Consider the following 17,145-nt stretch of genomic DNA (forward strand, 5'->3'; position numbering starts at 1 on the left):
TCTACGCAATGGAATACTTGGTTGGATCTTAAACCTGGATTATGCATTAGAAAATCTACTACCACCTCAAAATACTTCAAAATCAGTCGCTTCACTTCACTTCACTTTTCGATCTCACCGTAGCGGTGCTACGCCTCTATGTTCAAAATGACTGATTTTCTTGTATTTTAAGCTCTCGTTACGGATTCCAATACATACTTCAGGATAAAAAGATGCTGAAGTCAATAAAAAAGGCCTTTCGGTTTCCCAAAAGGCCTTCCCTTAAGTTCTGTTAAATTATTGGATAGGAAGCAGTTTGACCAGAAGGCCGGTAGCTTCAGTGATCGCGTAAATGTATCCGTCAGGGCTTTCGGCTACTTGACGTACTCGACCAATACCAAGGAGTAATTTTTCCTCTGCGATGTGCTTGTTTTCCTTCAAAACAACTCTTGCGATGTGTTGCTTAGCCAAGGCAGCCACTAAGATGTTTCCTTTCCAACCTGGATACTTATCCGAATTGACCACAGTGACTCCACAAGTGGCAATCGAAGGTACCCAATAGTGAACTGGCTGTTCCATACCTGGTTTTTCGGTAAACTGAGTCAATTGGGTTCCATCATAATTGATTCCATAAGAGATGACAGGCCAACCATAGTTTTTGCCTTTTTCGATGATGTTCAACTCGTCACCGCCTTTTGGTCCATGTTCCACCTCCCAAAGGGTGTTGGTTGCTTTGTCAAAGAATAATCCTTGAGGGTTTCTGTTGCCATAGCTCCAGATAGAGGCTACTGCACCCACAGAATCTACAAATGGATTGTCGCTGGGAATAGTGCCATCATCCTTGATTCGGTGGACTTTTCCATGAGCATTGGTTAAGTCCTGTGCATTCATTGGAATATTTCCTTTGTCACCATTGGAGAAATATAGGTAGCCCTCATTGTCAAAAACGATCCGGCTCCCAAAGTGACGGCCGCCTTTCCAGGATGGTCCGGCTACGATCAGTTCTTCTTGGTTTACCGCATTATTGCCTTCCAGCTTAAATCGCATGATGGTGGTTGCTGCAGTACTATCCTCGAAATGCTTCGCATAGGCGATGTAAATCCAACCGTTTTCTGCATACTTAGGATGCACAGCGATATCCAGCAAACCGGCCTGATTCACGTTGTGTACAGGTGGAAGGCCTTGGACTTTTTCTCCGGTGAATTTGTCGTCCTTGAAAATCAGGATTTCACCTTTACGCTCCGTGATCAGCATTCTGCCATCACCAAGCCAAGTCATTCCCCATGGATTTTCCAATTCGCTGTAAAGCGTATCCACTTTAATGAGCATTTTTTCAGTCTGGGTAGCAAAGGTTTCGTCAATGACCGATTCTTGTTCCTTTGGTCCGCACGAAGTCCAGAGTGACAAGGTTCCTGCGATCACAGCAAGAGATAAATAATGTTTCTTAATAGACATAGAATCCGAATTTATGAGTTCGAATTTAAGGCTAATCCATCAAAATCAGAATTAAGTTTTGAATAAAGGTCTTAAACCGTGACCAAACCCAAATGAAAAGCTACTGATTGCTCAACCTCCTCGACTAATTGCACTGAACCTATTAGCAGTGGAGTGCGCTGATGAAGACTTTCCGGCTGAATATCCAAGATCCTTTGCTTTCCGTCACTTGCCTTTCCTCCGGCTTGCTCGATGATAAATGCCAAGGCATTGGCTTCATACAGAAGTCTGAGTTTTCCCGATGGATTTTTTAGCGTGGCTGGGTAGAGGTAAATTCCTCCTTTTAACAAGTTTCGGTGGAAATCAGCCACCAAACTTCCAATATAACGAGACTGCATTTTTTGATTTTTGCAGGATTGGATGTATGCGGAGATTCCATTTTCCCATTCGAGTTGGAGTCCTTCGTTTATAGAGTAGATATTTCCTGTTTTTGGAGCTTGGATATCCGGATGGGAAAGGAAAAATTCGCCAAGGCTGTTTTCATAAGTAAATCCATTGACTCCACATCCGGTGGTGTATACGAGCATGGTCGATGAACCGTAGAGGACATAGCCTGCGGCTACCTGCTCGCGCCCCGGCTGCATGATATCTTCGAGTTGGATTGGGCTGCCAATGGGGGATTTTCTTCGGTAGATGGAGAAGATCGTCCCGATGCTGATATTCACATCGATATTGGAACTTCCGTCGAGCGGATCGATGGCCACAACATATTTTCCGGAGTTGTTTTGAAGGTCGATGACTGCGTCTTCTTCCTCCGAAACGATGGCACATACTTCGCCTCCCTTACTAAGTGCACGCATAAACCGGATGTTGGCGATTACATCCAGTTTTTGCTGTTCTTCGCCCTGCACATTGGTCTGACCAAAAGCCCCGCCAATGTTGGCTAGTCCGGCACGATTAGTCTCGCGATTGACTATCTTCGCTGCCAAGGCAATGTCCCGAAGTAGCTGAGAAAGCTCGCCCGAGGCAAATGGAAAATCACTTTGTTTGAGTTTGATAAAACGGTCAAGTGTAATTCCGACCGAGTAAGCCAGACTCGTTTGGTCTGGCTGGAAATGTGAGGTTTTCATTATTGGAAAAATACAATATTTGGGTTTATACTCTCGAAAATTAGGAAATATTCTTTATGTCAAAAACTTGGATTTACAAATTTGGAGGCGCTTCAGTAAAAGATGCATCAGCTTTGAAAAACTTGGCTGAAATTCTCCGTAATCGATTGCGAAAAAATCTGATTATTGTAGTTTCAGCCATGGGAAAAACCACCAATGCGCTGGAAGGCATCTTGGCCAACAAGCTAAATGGACTTGATTTTTCTGAGAATAGTACAATTTTAAAGAGTTTCCATCGGGAGATCTGTGAGGAACTTTTTCCTGTAGATCATTCTGTTTTTGCCCAAGTTGAAAATCTCTTTTCCCAACTGGACCATCAGCTTCAAAAGCCGCTTTCCCGTGAGAATTACGATGAATACTACGACCAGGTAGTTTGTTTTGGGGAATTGATTTCCTCCAAAATCGTCGCTGAGTACCTTTGCTCTCAGGAGTTAATTGTGCTTTGGCAGGATGCCCGTGAAGTCATCCATACCGATTCTGACTTTCGCTTCGCAAAAATCAATTGGGAGAAAACCCGTAAAGCTTGTCAGTCCACTTGGAAACCCATGCTGGAAAAATTCCCGATTTTGACTCAAGGGTTTATCGGTAAGGATCCCAAAGGCAAGACAACGACGCTTGGAAGAGAAGGGTCAGATTTTACGGCGGCAATCTTGGGGACGAGTTTGGATGCGGGTTCGGTTACGATCTGGAAAGATGTACCCGGTGTCCTCAATGCCGATCCAAAGCTTTTCCCAAACACCCAAAAATTTGAAGAGCTAGGCTACCGTGAAGCTGCCGAAATGACCTATTTCGGAGCTTCTGTTATTCACCCCAAGACCATCAAGCCTTTGGCAAATGCCGGAATCCCGCTTTTTGTCAAGTCATTTTTGAATCCGGATGCCTCGGGTACCAAAATCCACGAGCATGCTGCACCTCATGAAGTGCCTACAATTGTCTTGAAAAAAGATCAGATTCTGGTGAGTTTCAAAGTCACTGATTTCACCTTTATTGAGGAGAAGCATATTCACCGAATATATGAGCAATTACAAGCCCTGAAGCTTCGGGTAAATATGCTGCAACTGTCGGCCATTTCTGTTTCGATTGTGATCGATGCACAGCTTTTCAAGTTAGAGCAGCTTCTGGGAAAACTCAAAGGTGAATTTGAAATCCGATATAACGAAGGCTTGGAACTGCTTACCATTCTAAAGCAAAAACCGGAAGAAATTCCCGCCTTGCTGAGTGGTTATGAGGTGCTTTTGGAACAGTCCACCCGAAATACCTTTCAGGCCGTTCGCAGAAAAGTCTGAGCGAATATGCCTTGGCGACCTGAAGTTTTTCTAACTTCAAAAGATAACCTTAAACCCACCTATCGATGACTTCAAGACGTGATTTTCTTCAAAAAGCAGGACTTTCGACCCTAGCTGTGAGCTTACCTTTTACCGATGCCCTTTCTGCCATGAATTTGGAAAGAGAAGATAAAGTCCTTCGCGTGGCCATCATGGGATTGGGAAGCTACGGTACTCGGGTGGCCGAAGCGATGAAAGACTGTAAACGCGCCAAACTCGTCGGGGTAATCAGTGGTACCCCTTCCAAAATCGAAACCTGGAAGCAGAAATATGGTATTCCTGCCAAAAACTGCTATACCTACGAAAATTACCATCAGATCAAGGATAACCCGGATATCGATGCAGTCTATGTGATTACACCCAATTCCTTGCATAAACCGCATTCCATAGGGGTGGCCAAAGCCGGGAAACATGTCATCTGCGAAAAGCCCATGGCCCTCAATGCCGAAGAAGGAAGGGAAATGGTCGCCGCATGTAAAGCAGCAGGGGTACATTTACTGGTAGGGTATCGAATGCACTTTGAGGCCAAAACGCTCGAAGTGGTGAGAAGACAACGAGCCGGAGAGTTTGGAAAAACACTCTTTTTTCAGGGATTAAGCGGTTTTATGATCGGTGATCCTACGCAGTGGAGGCTCAATCGGGAGCTTGCCGGCGGCGGCTCCATGATGGATATTGGCGTATACTCGATCAACGGGGCCCGATACATGCTGGGAGAAGAGCCGATTTGGGTGACCGCCCAAGAGGTGAAGACCGATCCGGTGAAGTTTAAGCAGGGAGTAGATGAGACAATCACCTTTCAAATGGGATTCCCTTCAGGAGCGGTGGCATCTTGCCTTTCGACCTATTCCATGAATAATCTGGATAAGTTTTTCCTGAACGGAACCAAAGGCTTTGCCGAGATGCAACCCTCAACAGGTTATGGTCCGATTCAAGCCCGAACAAATCAAGGCCCAATTGAAGCCCAGCACATCACTCATCAGACGACTCAAATGGACGAAATGGCAGCCCTCATTTTGGATGGGAAAAAGCCATTGATCCCTGTGGATGGAGAAGAAGGATTGAAAGATCTAGTAATCATTGACGCAATCTACGAAGCCGCCCGAACTGGAGCGAGAATCAGTCTAATCTGATAAAAACCGCCTAGGAAAGCTTCAGCTGCATAAAAACCAAAGTCAGCCACTTCCCAAACTTGAAAGCCACTTCAGGCATACGGGCAGTTTCCCGAAAGCCCAATCGTTCGTGGAAGCGATAACTGCCCAGATTTTCGGAATCCATTCCGGCAATCATCATGTGGTAGCCTTGCTGTTTGGCTATTTCAATCAACTGACGCATCATCTCTGAGCCCAAGCCTTTGCCTTGGGCTTTTTCGTGTAGGTAAATGGAGTGCTCGAGGGTTTGACTGTAGCCAGGTTTTGCTCTGAATTTCCCATAGGTTGCATAGCCCAAGATCTCGCCCCTGATTTCTCCAACTAATACAGGAAATCCATCCCGGATTTTTTCTGAAAAAAGTTTTTCCACTTCTTCTACCGTTTTTGGATGATAGTCGTAATTGTGAGAGGTATTCAGGATCGAATGATTGATGATTTCCCTTACAGCAGAAGCATCAGAATTTTGGTAGGGCCGGATGAGAAAGGTCATTATTGAAAACGGTTGACGGTTTTTTCTATCCCGGGAAGGTAAGCCGTGCCAAAAAGGTTCAGATGAACGAGTAAGGGATATAAGTTGTATATCCCGATTCTTGATTCAAAACCCGGTTCCAGAGGCAAGATGGTTTCATATGCGTCATAAAACTTGGCATCAAATCCTCCAAAAAGTCTAGAAAAAGCCAGATCCATTTCCCTATGCCCAAAGTAAATCGCTGGGTCAATCAGGCAAGGCTTACCGTCAGGTCCGCAAAGGACATTTCCGGACCATAGATCTCCGTGTAGAAGAGAGGGTTTTTCTTTTGGAAATAGAGATTCCAGTTTGGGATAAAGGGATTGGAATTTTTTCAGAAATTCAAGTGGGATCAGCCTATCGAAATAGGCTTTCCCCAGTAAGGGTTCCAGTCGGTGTTCGATAAAAAAGTCGAGCCAATTGTCCAGTGCATGGTTTTTTTGGGGCAGAGATGCGATAAAGTTGTCGTACTCAAGGCCAAATTGATCCTGATGATTCAGATGAAGGTGCGCCAGGCCCATTCCCAGATCTTCCCAATATTCAGGATGAGGGCGACCGGATGGAATGAATTCTGACAGGAGGTAATTATAATCCTCCATTCTTCCCGTTCCAAAGGTATTAGGGACTTTGAGAAAAGTGGATTTTGAGAGTTTTCTCAATCCCTTTGACTCTTTTTCTAAAATGTCCCGCTCATGGTCAAAATTGAGTTTTAGGAAAAAGATACCTTCAGAAGTATCAAGTCTGATCCCTTGATTGTGATTACCGGCGGCGATCAGACTGGCGGATTTTAATTGGGCCAAAGGCCCAAAGGCTTCAAAAAGTATTTGTTCATAAATCTGATGCTGATCAAGCATAGAGTTGATGAGTGACTTTAATCTGCTCTAATAATCCCTCAATAGACTCATCCAATATTTGAAAGATTTCATCAAAACCTTCTTCTCCACCATAGTAAGGGTCCGGAACAGGAAGTCCTTGCCATTCAGAGACAAAATTTCTCATCAGGTGAATTTCTTTATCGGGGAAGTTAAATCTAAGCTTCAGCTGATTGAGGTTTCTGAGATTGTTGTCATCCATGGCGATGATGTAGTCAAACTCTCTGAAGTCTGTCCGGTTGACCTGGCGACCACGGTGCTGGATTTTAAGTCCGTTTTTTTCGGCACATTTCAATGTTCTTTCGTCTGGCAATTCACCGATATGATAGTCTGAAGTGCCTGCACTGTCAGACTTAAACTTCCCCTCCATTCCCAAAAGCTGGATTTTTTGGTTAAAAATCGCTTCTGCCAATGGGGAGCGGCAAATATTTCCTAAACAAACGAATAGAACTTTAATCATACTCTTCAATATACTGGTCCGACAAATAGGCTGAAAAGTCAGGCTATGAATCTAAAGATTTTGACTGGAAATCTACCCACGGTAAGGGACTTTTTCGGTAAAAAATATTTGATGCCGTTTTCCATAGATCCAAAAATCAAAAAAAATGGGGAAATGTGGGGGATTGGCTACTTTTGAAAGATGAAATTCATTTACCGCCTGCTTTTAGGAATAATTACTGGGGTTTTGCCACTTCTAGGTATTTTTTCGGCCAAACTCAGACACTTTTTATCTGGAAGAGATAACCTATTCCTCCTGCTCAAGAAATTCCGCGAGAATCACCCGGGACCTTTGGCTTGGTTTCATGTGGCTTCATTGGGAGAATTCGAACAAGCAAGACCGGTGATTGCTGAGTTGAAAAAACAAAGGTCTGAGTGCTTGATAGCAGTCAGCTTTTTCAGTCCTTCAGGGTTTGACCATGTGAGCAAAAAGCCTCATGCTAATGTAGATTTCATTACGTACATTCCCTTGGACAGAAAAAGTTGGGCAGACAGGTTTGTCTCTATTCTTAATCCTGAAATCGCCTTTTTTGTCAAATATGACCTTTGGTACCATCATATTTGCGCGCTAAAACGAGATCGGGTGCCCACCTATTTGATAGCGGCTTCCTTTCGTGAAAACCAGATTTATTTTTCTTGGTACGGAGTTTTTTTTAGAACCATTCTGGCCCAACTGGATTGGATTTTTACCCAAAATCAGAAAAGTATTGAACTGCTTGAGAAAATCGGAATCACGAGGGCAAGCCTAGTCGGTGATACCCGGTTTGACCGGGTGGCGGAGACAGCCCAAACGCCCAAAGAGCTTGGGGAAGTGAGTGCTTGGGTACATGGAAAGCCCACCATAGTGGTCGGTTCGGCATGGGAAGAAGACATGCGTCTCCTGATTCCATTGATCAATTCCAAACCAGAGTATCGTTGGATCATTGCTCCTCATGATTTAAAGCCTGAACCTATGGATCGATGGGCAAGCCAAATCACACTTGATTCCGAAAAGTATTCACGGTGGACACCTGATGATCCCAATTCCGTGCTTTTCATCGATAATATTGGCATGCTTTCTTCTCTATATCAATTTGCTCGCGTGGCTTATGTGGGAGGGGCTTTTGGAAAGGGACTGCATAATATCCTGGAGCCCTTAGGCTTTGGCGTGCCGGTGATTTTTGGAAAAGTCAAAAAGGCAGGTAAGTTTCCCGAGGCGGAACAAAGTCAATACGAAGGCTGTGGGTTTGAAATCGAAGACGAAAAGCAACTTCAACAAATCTTCACAAAGCTGGAGCAGGTTGAATTTTACCAAAGGGCCACAGAATCTGCCCAAAATTGGGTAACATCAAACCTTGGTGCTGCAAATCGGATTGTCACATTCATCACTGCCAAAAATCTGTCAAAATGAAGGGTAGAGTAATCAAATCCACAGGAAGCTGGTACTTGGTCAAGGTTGAGGCAAATGTGATTTCTGCCAGACTTAAAGGCAAGTTTAAACAAGAGGATCTCAAGCTCACCAATCCGATTGCGGTAGGTGATTGGGTGGAGTTGGAAAAGGAAGTCGGCCAAGAGACGGCTGTCATCAAGGATATTTTGCCCAGGGAAAATTATGTCATTCGTAAGTCCACCCGAAAGCAGCACTTTTCCCATATCATTGCCAGTAATCTTGACCAAGCTATTTTGGTCATTACCATGAAAAAGCCTCGGACTTCTTTGGGCTTTATTGACCGGTTTTTGGTCAGTACGGAGAGTTATGGTATCCCTGCTATGCTGGTGGTCAATAAAATGGATCAGCTAGAGGGTGAAGAAGAAGCGGAGTGGCTTAGGGATATTCATGAGATTTATGAGCCGCTGGGATATCCTGTCATAGAGATTTCGGCACTTATGGATCAGGATTTGAAGTCAACGTTTTTGCCGCATATTAGGGGGAAATCCAGCCTTATTTCAGGTCATTCCGGTGTAGGAAAAAGTACTCTTTTAAATGCGCTGATTCCGGAAGCCAAACAGGAAACAAAAGAGGTTTCAGGTTATAGCGCCAAAGGAGTTCATACCACTACTTTTGCTGAAATGTTCTTTTTGCCCGAAGGAGGTGATCTGATAGATACTCCAGGCATCAAAGAATTTGGGATTTTGGATGTGGAGGAGTTTGAATTGTCACACTATTTTCCGGAAATGAGGCAGTATCTCGGACAATGTAAATACAACAACTGTACTCACGTAAATGAACCGGGATGTGTGGTGCTCAAAAAACTGGATGAAGGTTACATCCATCCCTTCAGGTATCAGAGCTATCTAAATATTCTTCATGAGGAGGACAGCCACAGATGATCGGTTTGGTTACCAGATCAATTTGGCCTAATTTTCCTTTTTCAAAATCTTACCATGAGCGAGGTACTTAATCACAAGCAGGTAGGCCAGAAAATTACCCGGATGGCCTTTGAGATCTACGAGCGAAATCTTCACTCTACAGGGGTCGTTTTTGCGGGTATTACCGGGATGGGTGCTACCTTGGCTCATCTATTGGCTTCAGAGTTGAGAAAGATTTCACCCATTGCTGTGGAGGAGATCGAAGTTGTGTTGGATAAAATGTCAGTTTCGACCTCTGAGATTGAACTTACCAAGGCTTTGGATCTTAATGGTAAGACCGTGATTTTGGTGGATGATGTACTCAATACCGGCAAAACCTTAGTCTATGCCATGAAACCTTTTTTGGAACATGAAATTTACAAAATGGAGATTGCCGTATTGGTGAATCGAAGCCATGGTCTATTTCCTGTAAGACCTGATTATACCGGTTATGAGTTAGCTACCACATTAAGTGAGCATATCCGGGTAGATTTTTCTGATAACAAGTATTCTGTTCACCTGCACTAAACATGTCCGTACATTCATCTGCTTCCGTCAAGCGAATTACTACTCATACACTTCAGGAAATGAAGCATAGGGGTGAAAAAATCTCTATGCTTACTGCCTATGATTATTCGATGGCCAAAATCGTGGACGCTGCTGGAATGGATATCATTTTAGTCGGAGATTCAGCTTCCAATGTAATGGCAGGACATGAAACCACACTTCCCATTACCTTAGACCAAATGATTTACCATGCTTCGGCAGTAGTCAGAGCGGTCAAGCGCTCTTTCGTCGTAGTGGACATCCCTTTTGGAAGTTATCAGGGAAACAGTTCTGAAGCGCTGAGGTCCGCCATACGGATCATGAAAGAATCTGGTGCCCATTCTGTGAAAGTGGAAGGTGGATCCGAAATAAAGGAGTCAGTAGTAAGAATTCTCAGTGCCGGAGTACCTGTGATGGGACATTTGGGGTTGACACCTCAGTCCATCTATAAGTTTGGTACCTACACAGTACGGGCAAAAGAGGAAGCTGAAGCCAATAAACTGCTGGAAGACGCCAAAATGCTGGAAGCGTGTGGCTGTTTTGCACTTGTTTTGGAGAAGATCCCAGCTGCCTTGGCCAAAAAAGTTGCCGAATCCGTTTCGATTCCAGTGATTGGAATCGGAGCAGGTCCCGACGTAGATGGACAAGTACTGGTCATGCATGATATGCTGGGGATTACTCAGGAGTTCAAACCCCGTTTTTTGAGGCAATATGCTGATCTTCAAAAGACCATGATGGAGGCATTCCAAAACTACATTTCTGATGTGAAGAACAGAGATTTTCCGAATCAGTCAGAAAGTTATTAGTGAAAAAATACCTTTTATTGTCAAAAAGCACCTCAAAAGGGTGCTTTTTGCATTAAAATACGACAAATGGCGTATTTCCTTAAGGTATAAGTCAGGGTAGTTTTGGTCAAATTCTTTATACTATGAACAAGCCAAACAAAATCACCCCATCAATCCTGCTGGCCATCTTTACACTTCTGGCTGGCATTACCACCGCATTCGCACAAGAGCCTCAGTGGAAGCTCACTCTGGAAAAAGGAGTAGAATGGACTCGATACACACCCAATAAAATTCTTCTAGTCGGGAGTTCTGACTGGGGGTTGCACGGTGTAGATGCTACAACTGGTAAGCTACTTTGGTCCAATGAAGACCTGTATAATTCCGCGAAAGCGCTCAAAGGCGCGGATGGAAAAAAAGTAGGGTATACCCCGGATTTAATCCGTGTGTTGGAAGATCCCAATGACCCCAAAGTTTCTGATTTTGCCATTGTGAAGTACACGGATAATATCCTTGTCAAAAATTTTGTGGTGATCAATATCCGTACAGGTGAGTTAATCATGAATCCAAAGATGGCAGGTATGCCTGTGGTGAAAATCATAGGTCCAGAGCAGGCTACTTTCAATTACGATGGCTCGGATTACTTATCCGAACTGAAAGGCGTAATTATCACGGCATCTTGGGAAGATCTCGCAAAGCCGGGTAAACCTTACATGCAAATGACCAAGTTCATTGACCTGGAGTCGGGTAAAGTAACATGGGAAAATGATCAGATTTCATCCAAATTTTTGCCCGTGGTCACAGATGATAAGAATTTGATTTTTATAGGAGAAAAAACAGCTGCAAAGATTGATGCGAAAACAGGAAAGCCCATCTGGTCATTTGAAGTAGCAGACAAGAAAAACAGCTTTGAAGCTTTTGATGCAAACATCCGATTGACTGAAGGGTACTTTTATCAGAAGAAAGGAAGTCAGGGAGTGGTGAACGCGGTGGATTTGAAATCAGGGAAAGTTCTTTGGGAAAAACCTTTGGCCACAAAAGATGCTCCCGTACTGACGGCTGAGAATTTTGGGGTGATAGTGGCGGATGAGAAAAACTTCACGCTTATGGAAGCGGAGACTGGGAACACCAAGTGGACAGCAAAGAAACTCTCAGGGATCGTAGTGGATCTTGGAAAAGACTGGGGGATCGCGGTAGGTGAAAGAGATAAATACCTGACCGTATTGGATAAAAATACCGGAGAGGAAAAATGGTCCCAAAAAATTAAGGGGATTAGAATCGATCAATTGACTGGGGCAGGCATAATGTATATCAATGAAGAAGGAAGCGTGGGTTTATTTGGGTTTGATGGCAAGCCGGTTTGGTCAGAAAAAGATATGATCAAGGGTCCTGGAGTGCTCAGAGCTAAGCCTTCATTAGACCAGGAGGTATTTTATGCGGATGGAAAAGTCTATCATGTCAACCTAGTCAATGGGACCAAAAAAGTAATCATTGATGACGTGAAGTTTCAGGAAAAGGAGACTCCGGATAATCTGGAATTTACAGGTTCTAATTTTGTCCTTTCTTCAAGCCAGAACATGATGGGATTTGACGAGAATGGAAACGTGTTGTACCAAGGACATTGGCCATCACCCAAAATCAGTTTGGCAGGTCGAATCGCCATGCGGACTATGCAGGTAGCTATGGTGGCCATGGCATCTGCTGCTGCTTATCAACAAGGAGCGGCGGGTAACCTGACTTATGCTGGCAAACAATACGGGATACAGCGAGAGTTTTTTGAAGATATGTCGGGAGCCTTTGGGCAGGTGGCTAATCAGCGGTTTAAAGCTACCAAACATGCCGGAGTTTACAGCTTTATTTTGACCGATGTTGGCGAAGGAGTTGGACTCGCCAAGATTGATAAGGTCAGTGGGAAAGAGGTTGGCAAAATTGTCCTTAATGACAAAGAGCCGGTGTTTGATTCGGATCCGGAGAATGGGATGATTTTTTACAAGCCCTCCAAAAAGGATGTCTTTGGATATACCTTTTGAATAGCATGAAAAATCCCGGGGTGACCCGGGATTTTTGATTTTATGACAAACTTACTTTTTCTGTTTGCGATACTTTTTCTTTAACTCGTAAAATAAAGTCGCTCAGTACATTCATGTAGTTAATAAATGCATCATAGGGAGTATCGTAAGGGCTGAAATATTGGTGGACGGAGCCATCCGAAAAGAACTTAGTACACATGTAATAAAAATGATCGGAGGTTTGAAGGTATTCCCAATCCCTTTTTATTTCTGGATCATCTACTTTGCTGACTAATTGCTGAAGTTCGTAAAGTCGGTCAAAAGCCTCGTCCTGCATATCATTACCAAGCCAAGCGGTAAGGTCGCGTTCTTCATCAGCCCATGATATGGGAGTTGGGACATGAATTTTGCTAACAGCAGGCCCAGCTTCTGCTACTTCAGAAGGAGTGGAAAAGGAGAAATTGGAATGTCTAAGGATGGTCTCAGGCAGATGTCTCATGAATTCAAAAATTCCGGTCTCAGCCCATTGGTGCTCACCAAAAGTTTCATAATCCATAAACAAATTCACTACTTGTTCCTCTTTGGGAATGGCGTTGAGCCAGCCGACAAACTTCTCAGTAGTCAAAGGAAAGTCAGCCCAGGTCTTATTGCCAAACCGGAAGGCAATGTCATCAGAGAGGCGAAAGTTTTTCAATAAGACTTTCAGTTCCGGCTGAATTGCGTTGGAATAGACATAGTTGGGACTTTTCCATCCTAGGATATGCTTAGCACCTTCCGTTAAGATGGCTTGATATCCTAGTTCAGCTACCATGGCGCCAATTTGATCCGAATAAATCAGCTCGGTATTTCTAAAGACTTTCGGAGTATACCCGTTAAATAGCTCTTGGATTTTTTTCTGGTGTTTTTTTACCAAGGAGAAAAATTCCTCCTTGCTTTTCAATGCGGCCAGCGAATGAGAATAGGTTTCGTTAAGAAGCTCAACATGACCAGTGGCTACTAATTTTTGGAAACTCTCCAATACATCCGGAGCATAGGCTTCCATCTGATCCAAAAAAGTCCCTGAAATAGAAAAAGCCACTTTAAATTTGCCTTTGTAGGTTTGAATGAGGTCCATTAAAAGGGCATTCATAGGCAGGTAACATCTTTGGGCAGCCTTTCGGATTACGTTACGGTTGAGGTAATCATCCCAATAATAATGGTCTTCCCCGATATCGAAGAATCGGTACGGTTTGATTCGGAAGGGTTGATGAACTTGGAAATAAAAACAGACGGTTCTCATGATCGTTGAGCTAAAGTTTTTTCGTAAACAGTCACTAGTTTGGCAGCCACATGCTCCCATTTTAATTTTTTGAGTTCTTCTCCACCGAGTTCCTTAAACATCTTCGAGATACTCTCATAGTGGAGGAGGGCAAATATGGCGTCAGCCATGGCGTCTACATCCCAAAAATCTATTTTAATGGCATTCTTCAGGACTTCCGCCACCCCGGATTGTTTGGAAATGATTACTGGAGTGTTGTGCCTAACGGCCTCCAGAGGAGCAATTCCAAACGGTTCGGAAACCGAAGGCATGACATAGACATCACTAATCGCATACATATGGTCTACATCGTCCCCTTTAAGGAAACCTGTGAAGTGGAACTTAGTACCCATTCTCAATTCTGCCACCCGATCTATCATTCTGTTGAGCAAATCCCCAGATCCAGCCATGACAAAACGAACATTGGGATCCCTATCAATTACTTTTTTGGCTGCTTCTACAAAATATTCCGGCCCTTTTTGGAAGGTAATTCTTCCCAAGAAAGTCACGATTTTTTCAGGGACTTTTTTCTGATAAGAAGATTTGATGATACTGGCGTCCAATACTGCATTATGGAGCACGGATACCTTTTCAGCAGGGACGCCATACTTTCTTACGCAGATGTTTTTGGTCAATTGGCTTACGGCTACAATGTGGTCAGCCGCATGCATTCCTGCGCGTTCGATTTCATAGACCGGTCCGTTGACAGACTCGCCTGAGCGGTCAAATTCGGTGGCATGTACATGTACCACAAGTGGTTTTCCGCTGATTTCTTTTGCTGCTATCCCTGCCGGAAAGGCTAGCCAATCATGTGCATGGATGATGTCAAAGTCGCTTCGATCTCTTGCGATCTGAGCCCCTACGAGCGCATAGCGAGAGACTTCCTCCATTAGATTTTTCCCATACTTTCCACTGAATTCAAACTTGTTGGAAAAGATGCTTTCATCTACATCGGTACGGTCATGGATGGCATAGTCGGTAAACTTTTTGAATTCTTCAGGTCCCAGATAAGGAACCAAAAAGCTGTTGACCTCCAAATAGGTGAGGTTTTTCCAGATTTTCTTAAACTTCCGTTCTCTATAATCAATAGTTATATCGCTGGCATTCACGAAATCGGCCAAAGGCTCCTCGTCTCCCCAGAGTTTTGGCACCACGAAAATGACTTCTTGATTATGATGGTTCATACCTTGAACCAGACCATAACAAGCGGTGCCCAATCCTCCGGAAATATGTGGTGGGAATTCCCATCCAAACATTAATACTCTCATAAAAAGTCAGTTAAATTCTTTTGACTAAGTCCATCATTCTAAGTAGCTCGGCTACACTCCAAGCCTGAGAGACTGAGCCCTTCGGTCGGTGAGGTGCATCTCCATCGTAAATTTCCGCAACTGTCCCAATTCCATATTGAGTCATTACCCCATCAAATCCTTTAATGATTTTCTGTACGAAATTTTTTGCCGCTTTTCCATGAAGCTTAAGGTATCCCTCTACAAAATGTCCAAGTGGCCAAGCCCAAACGGTTCCGTTGTGGTAGGCGTGATCCCTGCTAATTTGGTTTCCAAAATAGTACCCTTTGTATCCTGGATCATCCGGTGATAAAGATCTCAAACCCCTTGGAGTAAGAAGTTTGGATTTAACTATTTCCAGTACTTTATCACATTTTTCCTCATTGAGGATAGTGTAAGGTAAGGAAGTGGCAAAGACCATGTTTGGTCTGATCGACCAGTCTTTTTCTTCCCCATTAACTACATCAGCCAAGTAGCCATAATCCCAAGACCAAAACTCTCTTTCAAAGGATTCTTTTACTCGGTTGGCAAGGGGGGAATATTCTTCGTCTCCAGTTAGTTCGTGGTAAAAGCAGAGGGCATTATACCAAAGGGCTTGGATTTCCACTGGACAGCCTATTCTAGGAGTAACCGGACCATCCGGAGTGATGGCATCCATCCAGGTCAGAGCTACCCCGTCCTGACCTCCCCAGATAAGTCCATTATCCAACATGTGAATATTGAATTCTGTCCCGTTTTTATACCCTTCAAGGATACCACGTAATTTACCGAGGAAGCGATCTTGAATGGTTTTTTTGTCCCCAGTGTAGACTATGTATTGTTGGAGTGACCAAAAGAACCACAAAGGAGCATCCATCGATGTCATGTTGGTGTAGTCGCCACTTCCAATATTCGGGAAAAGGGGGCCTTTCAGATCTCTGGCCATGGTATCCATGATTTCCAGAAAGGTTTGGGAATCTCCTCCCGAAAGCGTCAGCCCCGGGGACGCAATGAAGGTATCTCTGCCCCACCAGCCAAACCAAGGATAGCCTGCGATTACCCGGACATCCCCGTCTCTTCGGCGAATAAACTGGCCCGCAGAGTTTCTCAGGCAGTTTTCAAAATTATTTCTGGGTATTCGACGTGCTATTTCTTTGGCAAATGCATTTTGGCGGGTTTCGGGGTCGGCCTCCGTCAACCCAGCCGAAAAGATCACGGATTCTCCTTTGGTGATATCAAACTCAAAATATCCGGGAATAAAAAGGTCTTCCTGATATTCGTAGCCTCGCTCCCGCTCCTGAATATACTCTATGTTGTAATACCAATCCGGGATGGACACGAAATCACATTTTTTTGATAGCTGCATGTACAGCGGATCGTATTTGGAATAAAGTTGAAACTTTACTCCGTTTGGCACATTTTCAAATTCTTTATTGATCTGATCATTTGCCTTCATCAATTGATGATAGCCTCTAAAAGCTAGGAAGGGCTGAATCCGGATTTTGGTAGGAGAATGGGCCTCAAGGAGGGTGTAGCGAATCATCACCCGGTCCCTGTTGGTGTCAAGGATCAATTCTTTTTGGAGCACCACACCACCTACCCGGTAAGTGAGTTTTGGGATAGGTTCAGAATCAAAATCTTCTAGGTACTTATGGCCTCGGGGTGAATAATTACCGGGAAATTTGGAAATACCGAGGTTAAAACTCGCACCTCTTTGGATCACTGTCTCATGGACTGTAGATAACAAAACGTGATTTTGAGAATCAATCTGGGGCTGAGGTACTACCAACAACCCATGGTACTTTCGGGTATTGCAACCAATAATAGTAGTACTGGTGTAGGTTCCAGATCTATTAGTCCGAATAATTTCCCTTTCCAGGGAATAGTTTAGATTGATTAATTGGGTTTTATCAAAGTGGATATAACTCATAGACAAAGTTGAAAGTCATTAAAAATAGAGTTTTGAACGGATAAGAAAAAAAATA

Annotated in this window: 15 protein-coding genes; 7 read left to right on the top strand and 8 right to left on the bottom strand. The window is 43.8% G+C overall.

Annotated elements, in window-relative coordinates; all coding sequences use genetic code 11:
• Positions 1-276: 276 nt before the first annotated feature.
• Positions 277-1,434: a PQQ-dependent sugar dehydrogenase gene (locus DDT91_RS06590; protein WP_187175353.1), complete on the bottom strand. Its 1,158-nt coding sequence runs from the start codon at positions 1,432-1,434 to the stop codon at positions 277-279.
• A 71-nt stretch (positions 1,435-1,505) separates the two neighbouring features.
• Positions 1,506-2,543 carry a class 1 fructose-bisphosphatase gene (gene fbp / locus DDT91_RS06595; protein WP_187175354.1) on the bottom strand — a complete coding sequence of 346 codons (1,038 nt, stop codon included), beginning with the start codon at positions 2,541-2,543 and terminating at the stop codon, positions 1,506-1,508.
• Between the two features lie 56 nt (positions 2,544-2,599).
• Between fbp and DDT91_RS06600 the strand changes: the two genes are divergently transcribed.
• Positions 2,600-3,868 (top strand): aspartate kinase, encoded by a 1,269-nt coding sequence (locus DDT91_RS06600; RefSeq protein ID WP_187175355.1) that lies wholly within the window; start codon positions 2,600-2,602, stop codon positions 3,866-3,868.
• Positions 3,869-3,933: 65 nt separating this feature from the next.
• The gene (locus DDT91_RS06605) at positions 3,934-5,037 is read left to right on the top strand and encodes a Gfo/Idh/MocA family protein (RefSeq protein ID WP_187175356.1); all 1,104 of its coding nucleotides are present in this window, start codon (positions 3,934-3,936) and stop codon (positions 5,035-5,037) included.
• A 10-nt stretch (positions 5,038-5,047) separates the two neighbouring features.
• Here DDT91_RS06605 and DDT91_RS06610 read toward each other — a convergent pair whose 3' ends face one another.
• The 3 genes from DDT91_RS06610 to DDT91_RS06620 are packed head-to-tail and all read right to left on the bottom strand — an operon-like array spanning position 5,048 to position 6,895.
• On the bottom strand, positions 5,048-5,545 hold the full coding sequence (locus DDT91_RS06610; RefSeq protein WP_187175357.1) for a GNAT family N-acetyltransferase: 498 nt from the start codon (positions 5,543-5,545) through the stop codon (positions 5,048-5,050).
• Positions 5,545-6,417, bottom strand: a complete 873-nt coding sequence (locus DDT91_RS06615) for a fructosamine kinase family protein (RefSeq protein ID WP_187175358.1) — start codon at positions 6,415-6,417, stop codon at positions 5,545-5,547. Before DDT91_RS06615 ends, DDT91_RS06610 begins: the two co-directional genes overlap by 1 nt.
• On the bottom strand, positions 6,410-6,895 hold the full coding sequence (locus DDT91_RS06620; protein WP_187175359.1) for a low molecular weight protein-tyrosine-phosphatase: 486 nt from the start codon (positions 6,893-6,895) through the stop codon (positions 6,410-6,412). Before DDT91_RS06620 ends, DDT91_RS06615 begins: the two co-directional genes overlap by 8 nt.
• A gap of 180 nt (positions 6,896-7,075) precedes the next feature.
• Between DDT91_RS06620 and DDT91_RS06625 the strand changes: the two genes are divergently transcribed.
• The 5 genes from DDT91_RS06625 to DDT91_RS06645 all read left to right on the top strand — a co-directional run bounded on the left by DDT91_RS06625 (position 7,076) and on the right by DDT91_RS06645 (position 12,619).
• Positions 7,076-8,323: a 3-deoxy-D-manno-octulosonic acid transferase gene (locus DDT91_RS06625; RefSeq protein WP_187175360.1), complete on the top strand. Its 1,248-nt coding sequence runs from the start codon at positions 7,076-7,078 to the stop codon at positions 8,321-8,323.
• Entirely contained in the window at positions 8,320-9,243 is a 924-nt protein-coding gene (gene rsgA, locus DDT91_RS06630; protein ID WP_187175361.1) for a ribosome small subunit-dependent GTPase A, read from the top strand. Before DDT91_RS06625 ends, rsgA begins: the two co-directional genes overlap by 4 nt.
• A gap of 54 nt (positions 9,244-9,297) precedes the next feature.
• Positions 9,298-9,789, top strand: a complete 492-nt coding sequence (locus DDT91_RS06635; RefSeq protein ID WP_187175362.1) for a phosphoribosyltransferase family protein — start codon at positions 9,298-9,300, stop codon at positions 9,787-9,789.
• Between the two features lie 2 nt (positions 9,790-9,791).
• Complete coding sequence (panB, locus tag DDT91_RS06640; RefSeq protein WP_187175363.1) at positions 9,792-10,613, top strand: 3-methyl-2-oxobutanoate hydroxymethyltransferase; 822 nt, start codon at positions 9,792-9,794, stop codon at positions 10,611-10,613.
• Between the two features lie 122 nt (positions 10,614-10,735).
• Entirely contained in the window at positions 10,736-12,619 is a 1,884-nt protein-coding gene (locus DDT91_RS06645) for a PQQ-binding-like beta-propeller repeat protein (RefSeq protein WP_187175364.1), read from the top strand.
• A 40-nt stretch (positions 12,620-12,659) separates the two neighbouring features.
• Here DDT91_RS06645 and DDT91_RS06650 read toward each other — a convergent pair whose 3' ends face one another.
• From DDT91_RS06650 to DDT91_RS06660, 3 genes are read right to left on the bottom strand one after another with little or no spacing between them, the layout of a single operon-like run.
• Positions 12,660-13,877 carry a glycoside hydrolase family 57 protein gene (locus DDT91_RS06650; RefSeq protein WP_187175365.1) on the bottom strand — a complete coding sequence of 406 codons (1,218 nt, stop codon included), beginning with the start codon at positions 13,875-13,877 and terminating at the stop codon, positions 12,660-12,662.
• A complete protein-coding gene (locus DDT91_RS06655) occupies positions 13,874-15,163 on the bottom strand; it encodes a glycosyltransferase family 4 protein (RefSeq protein ID WP_187175366.1) in 1,290 nt (429 codons plus the stop codon). Before DDT91_RS06655 ends, DDT91_RS06650 begins: the two co-directional genes overlap by 4 nt.
• A 10-nt stretch (positions 15,164-15,173) precedes the next feature.
• Positions 15,174-17,090, bottom strand: a complete 1,917-nt coding sequence (locus DDT91_RS06660) for an amylo-alpha-1,6-glucosidase (RefSeq protein WP_187175367.1) — start codon at positions 17,088-17,090, stop codon at positions 15,174-15,176.
• Positions 17,091-17,145 lie beyond the last annotated feature (55 nt).

Source organism: Algoriphagus sp. AK58 (genome assembly GCF_014324365.1).
Taxonomy (GTDB): domain Bacteria; phylum Bacteroidota; class Bacteroidia; order Cytophagales; family Cyclobacteriaceae; genus Algoriphagus.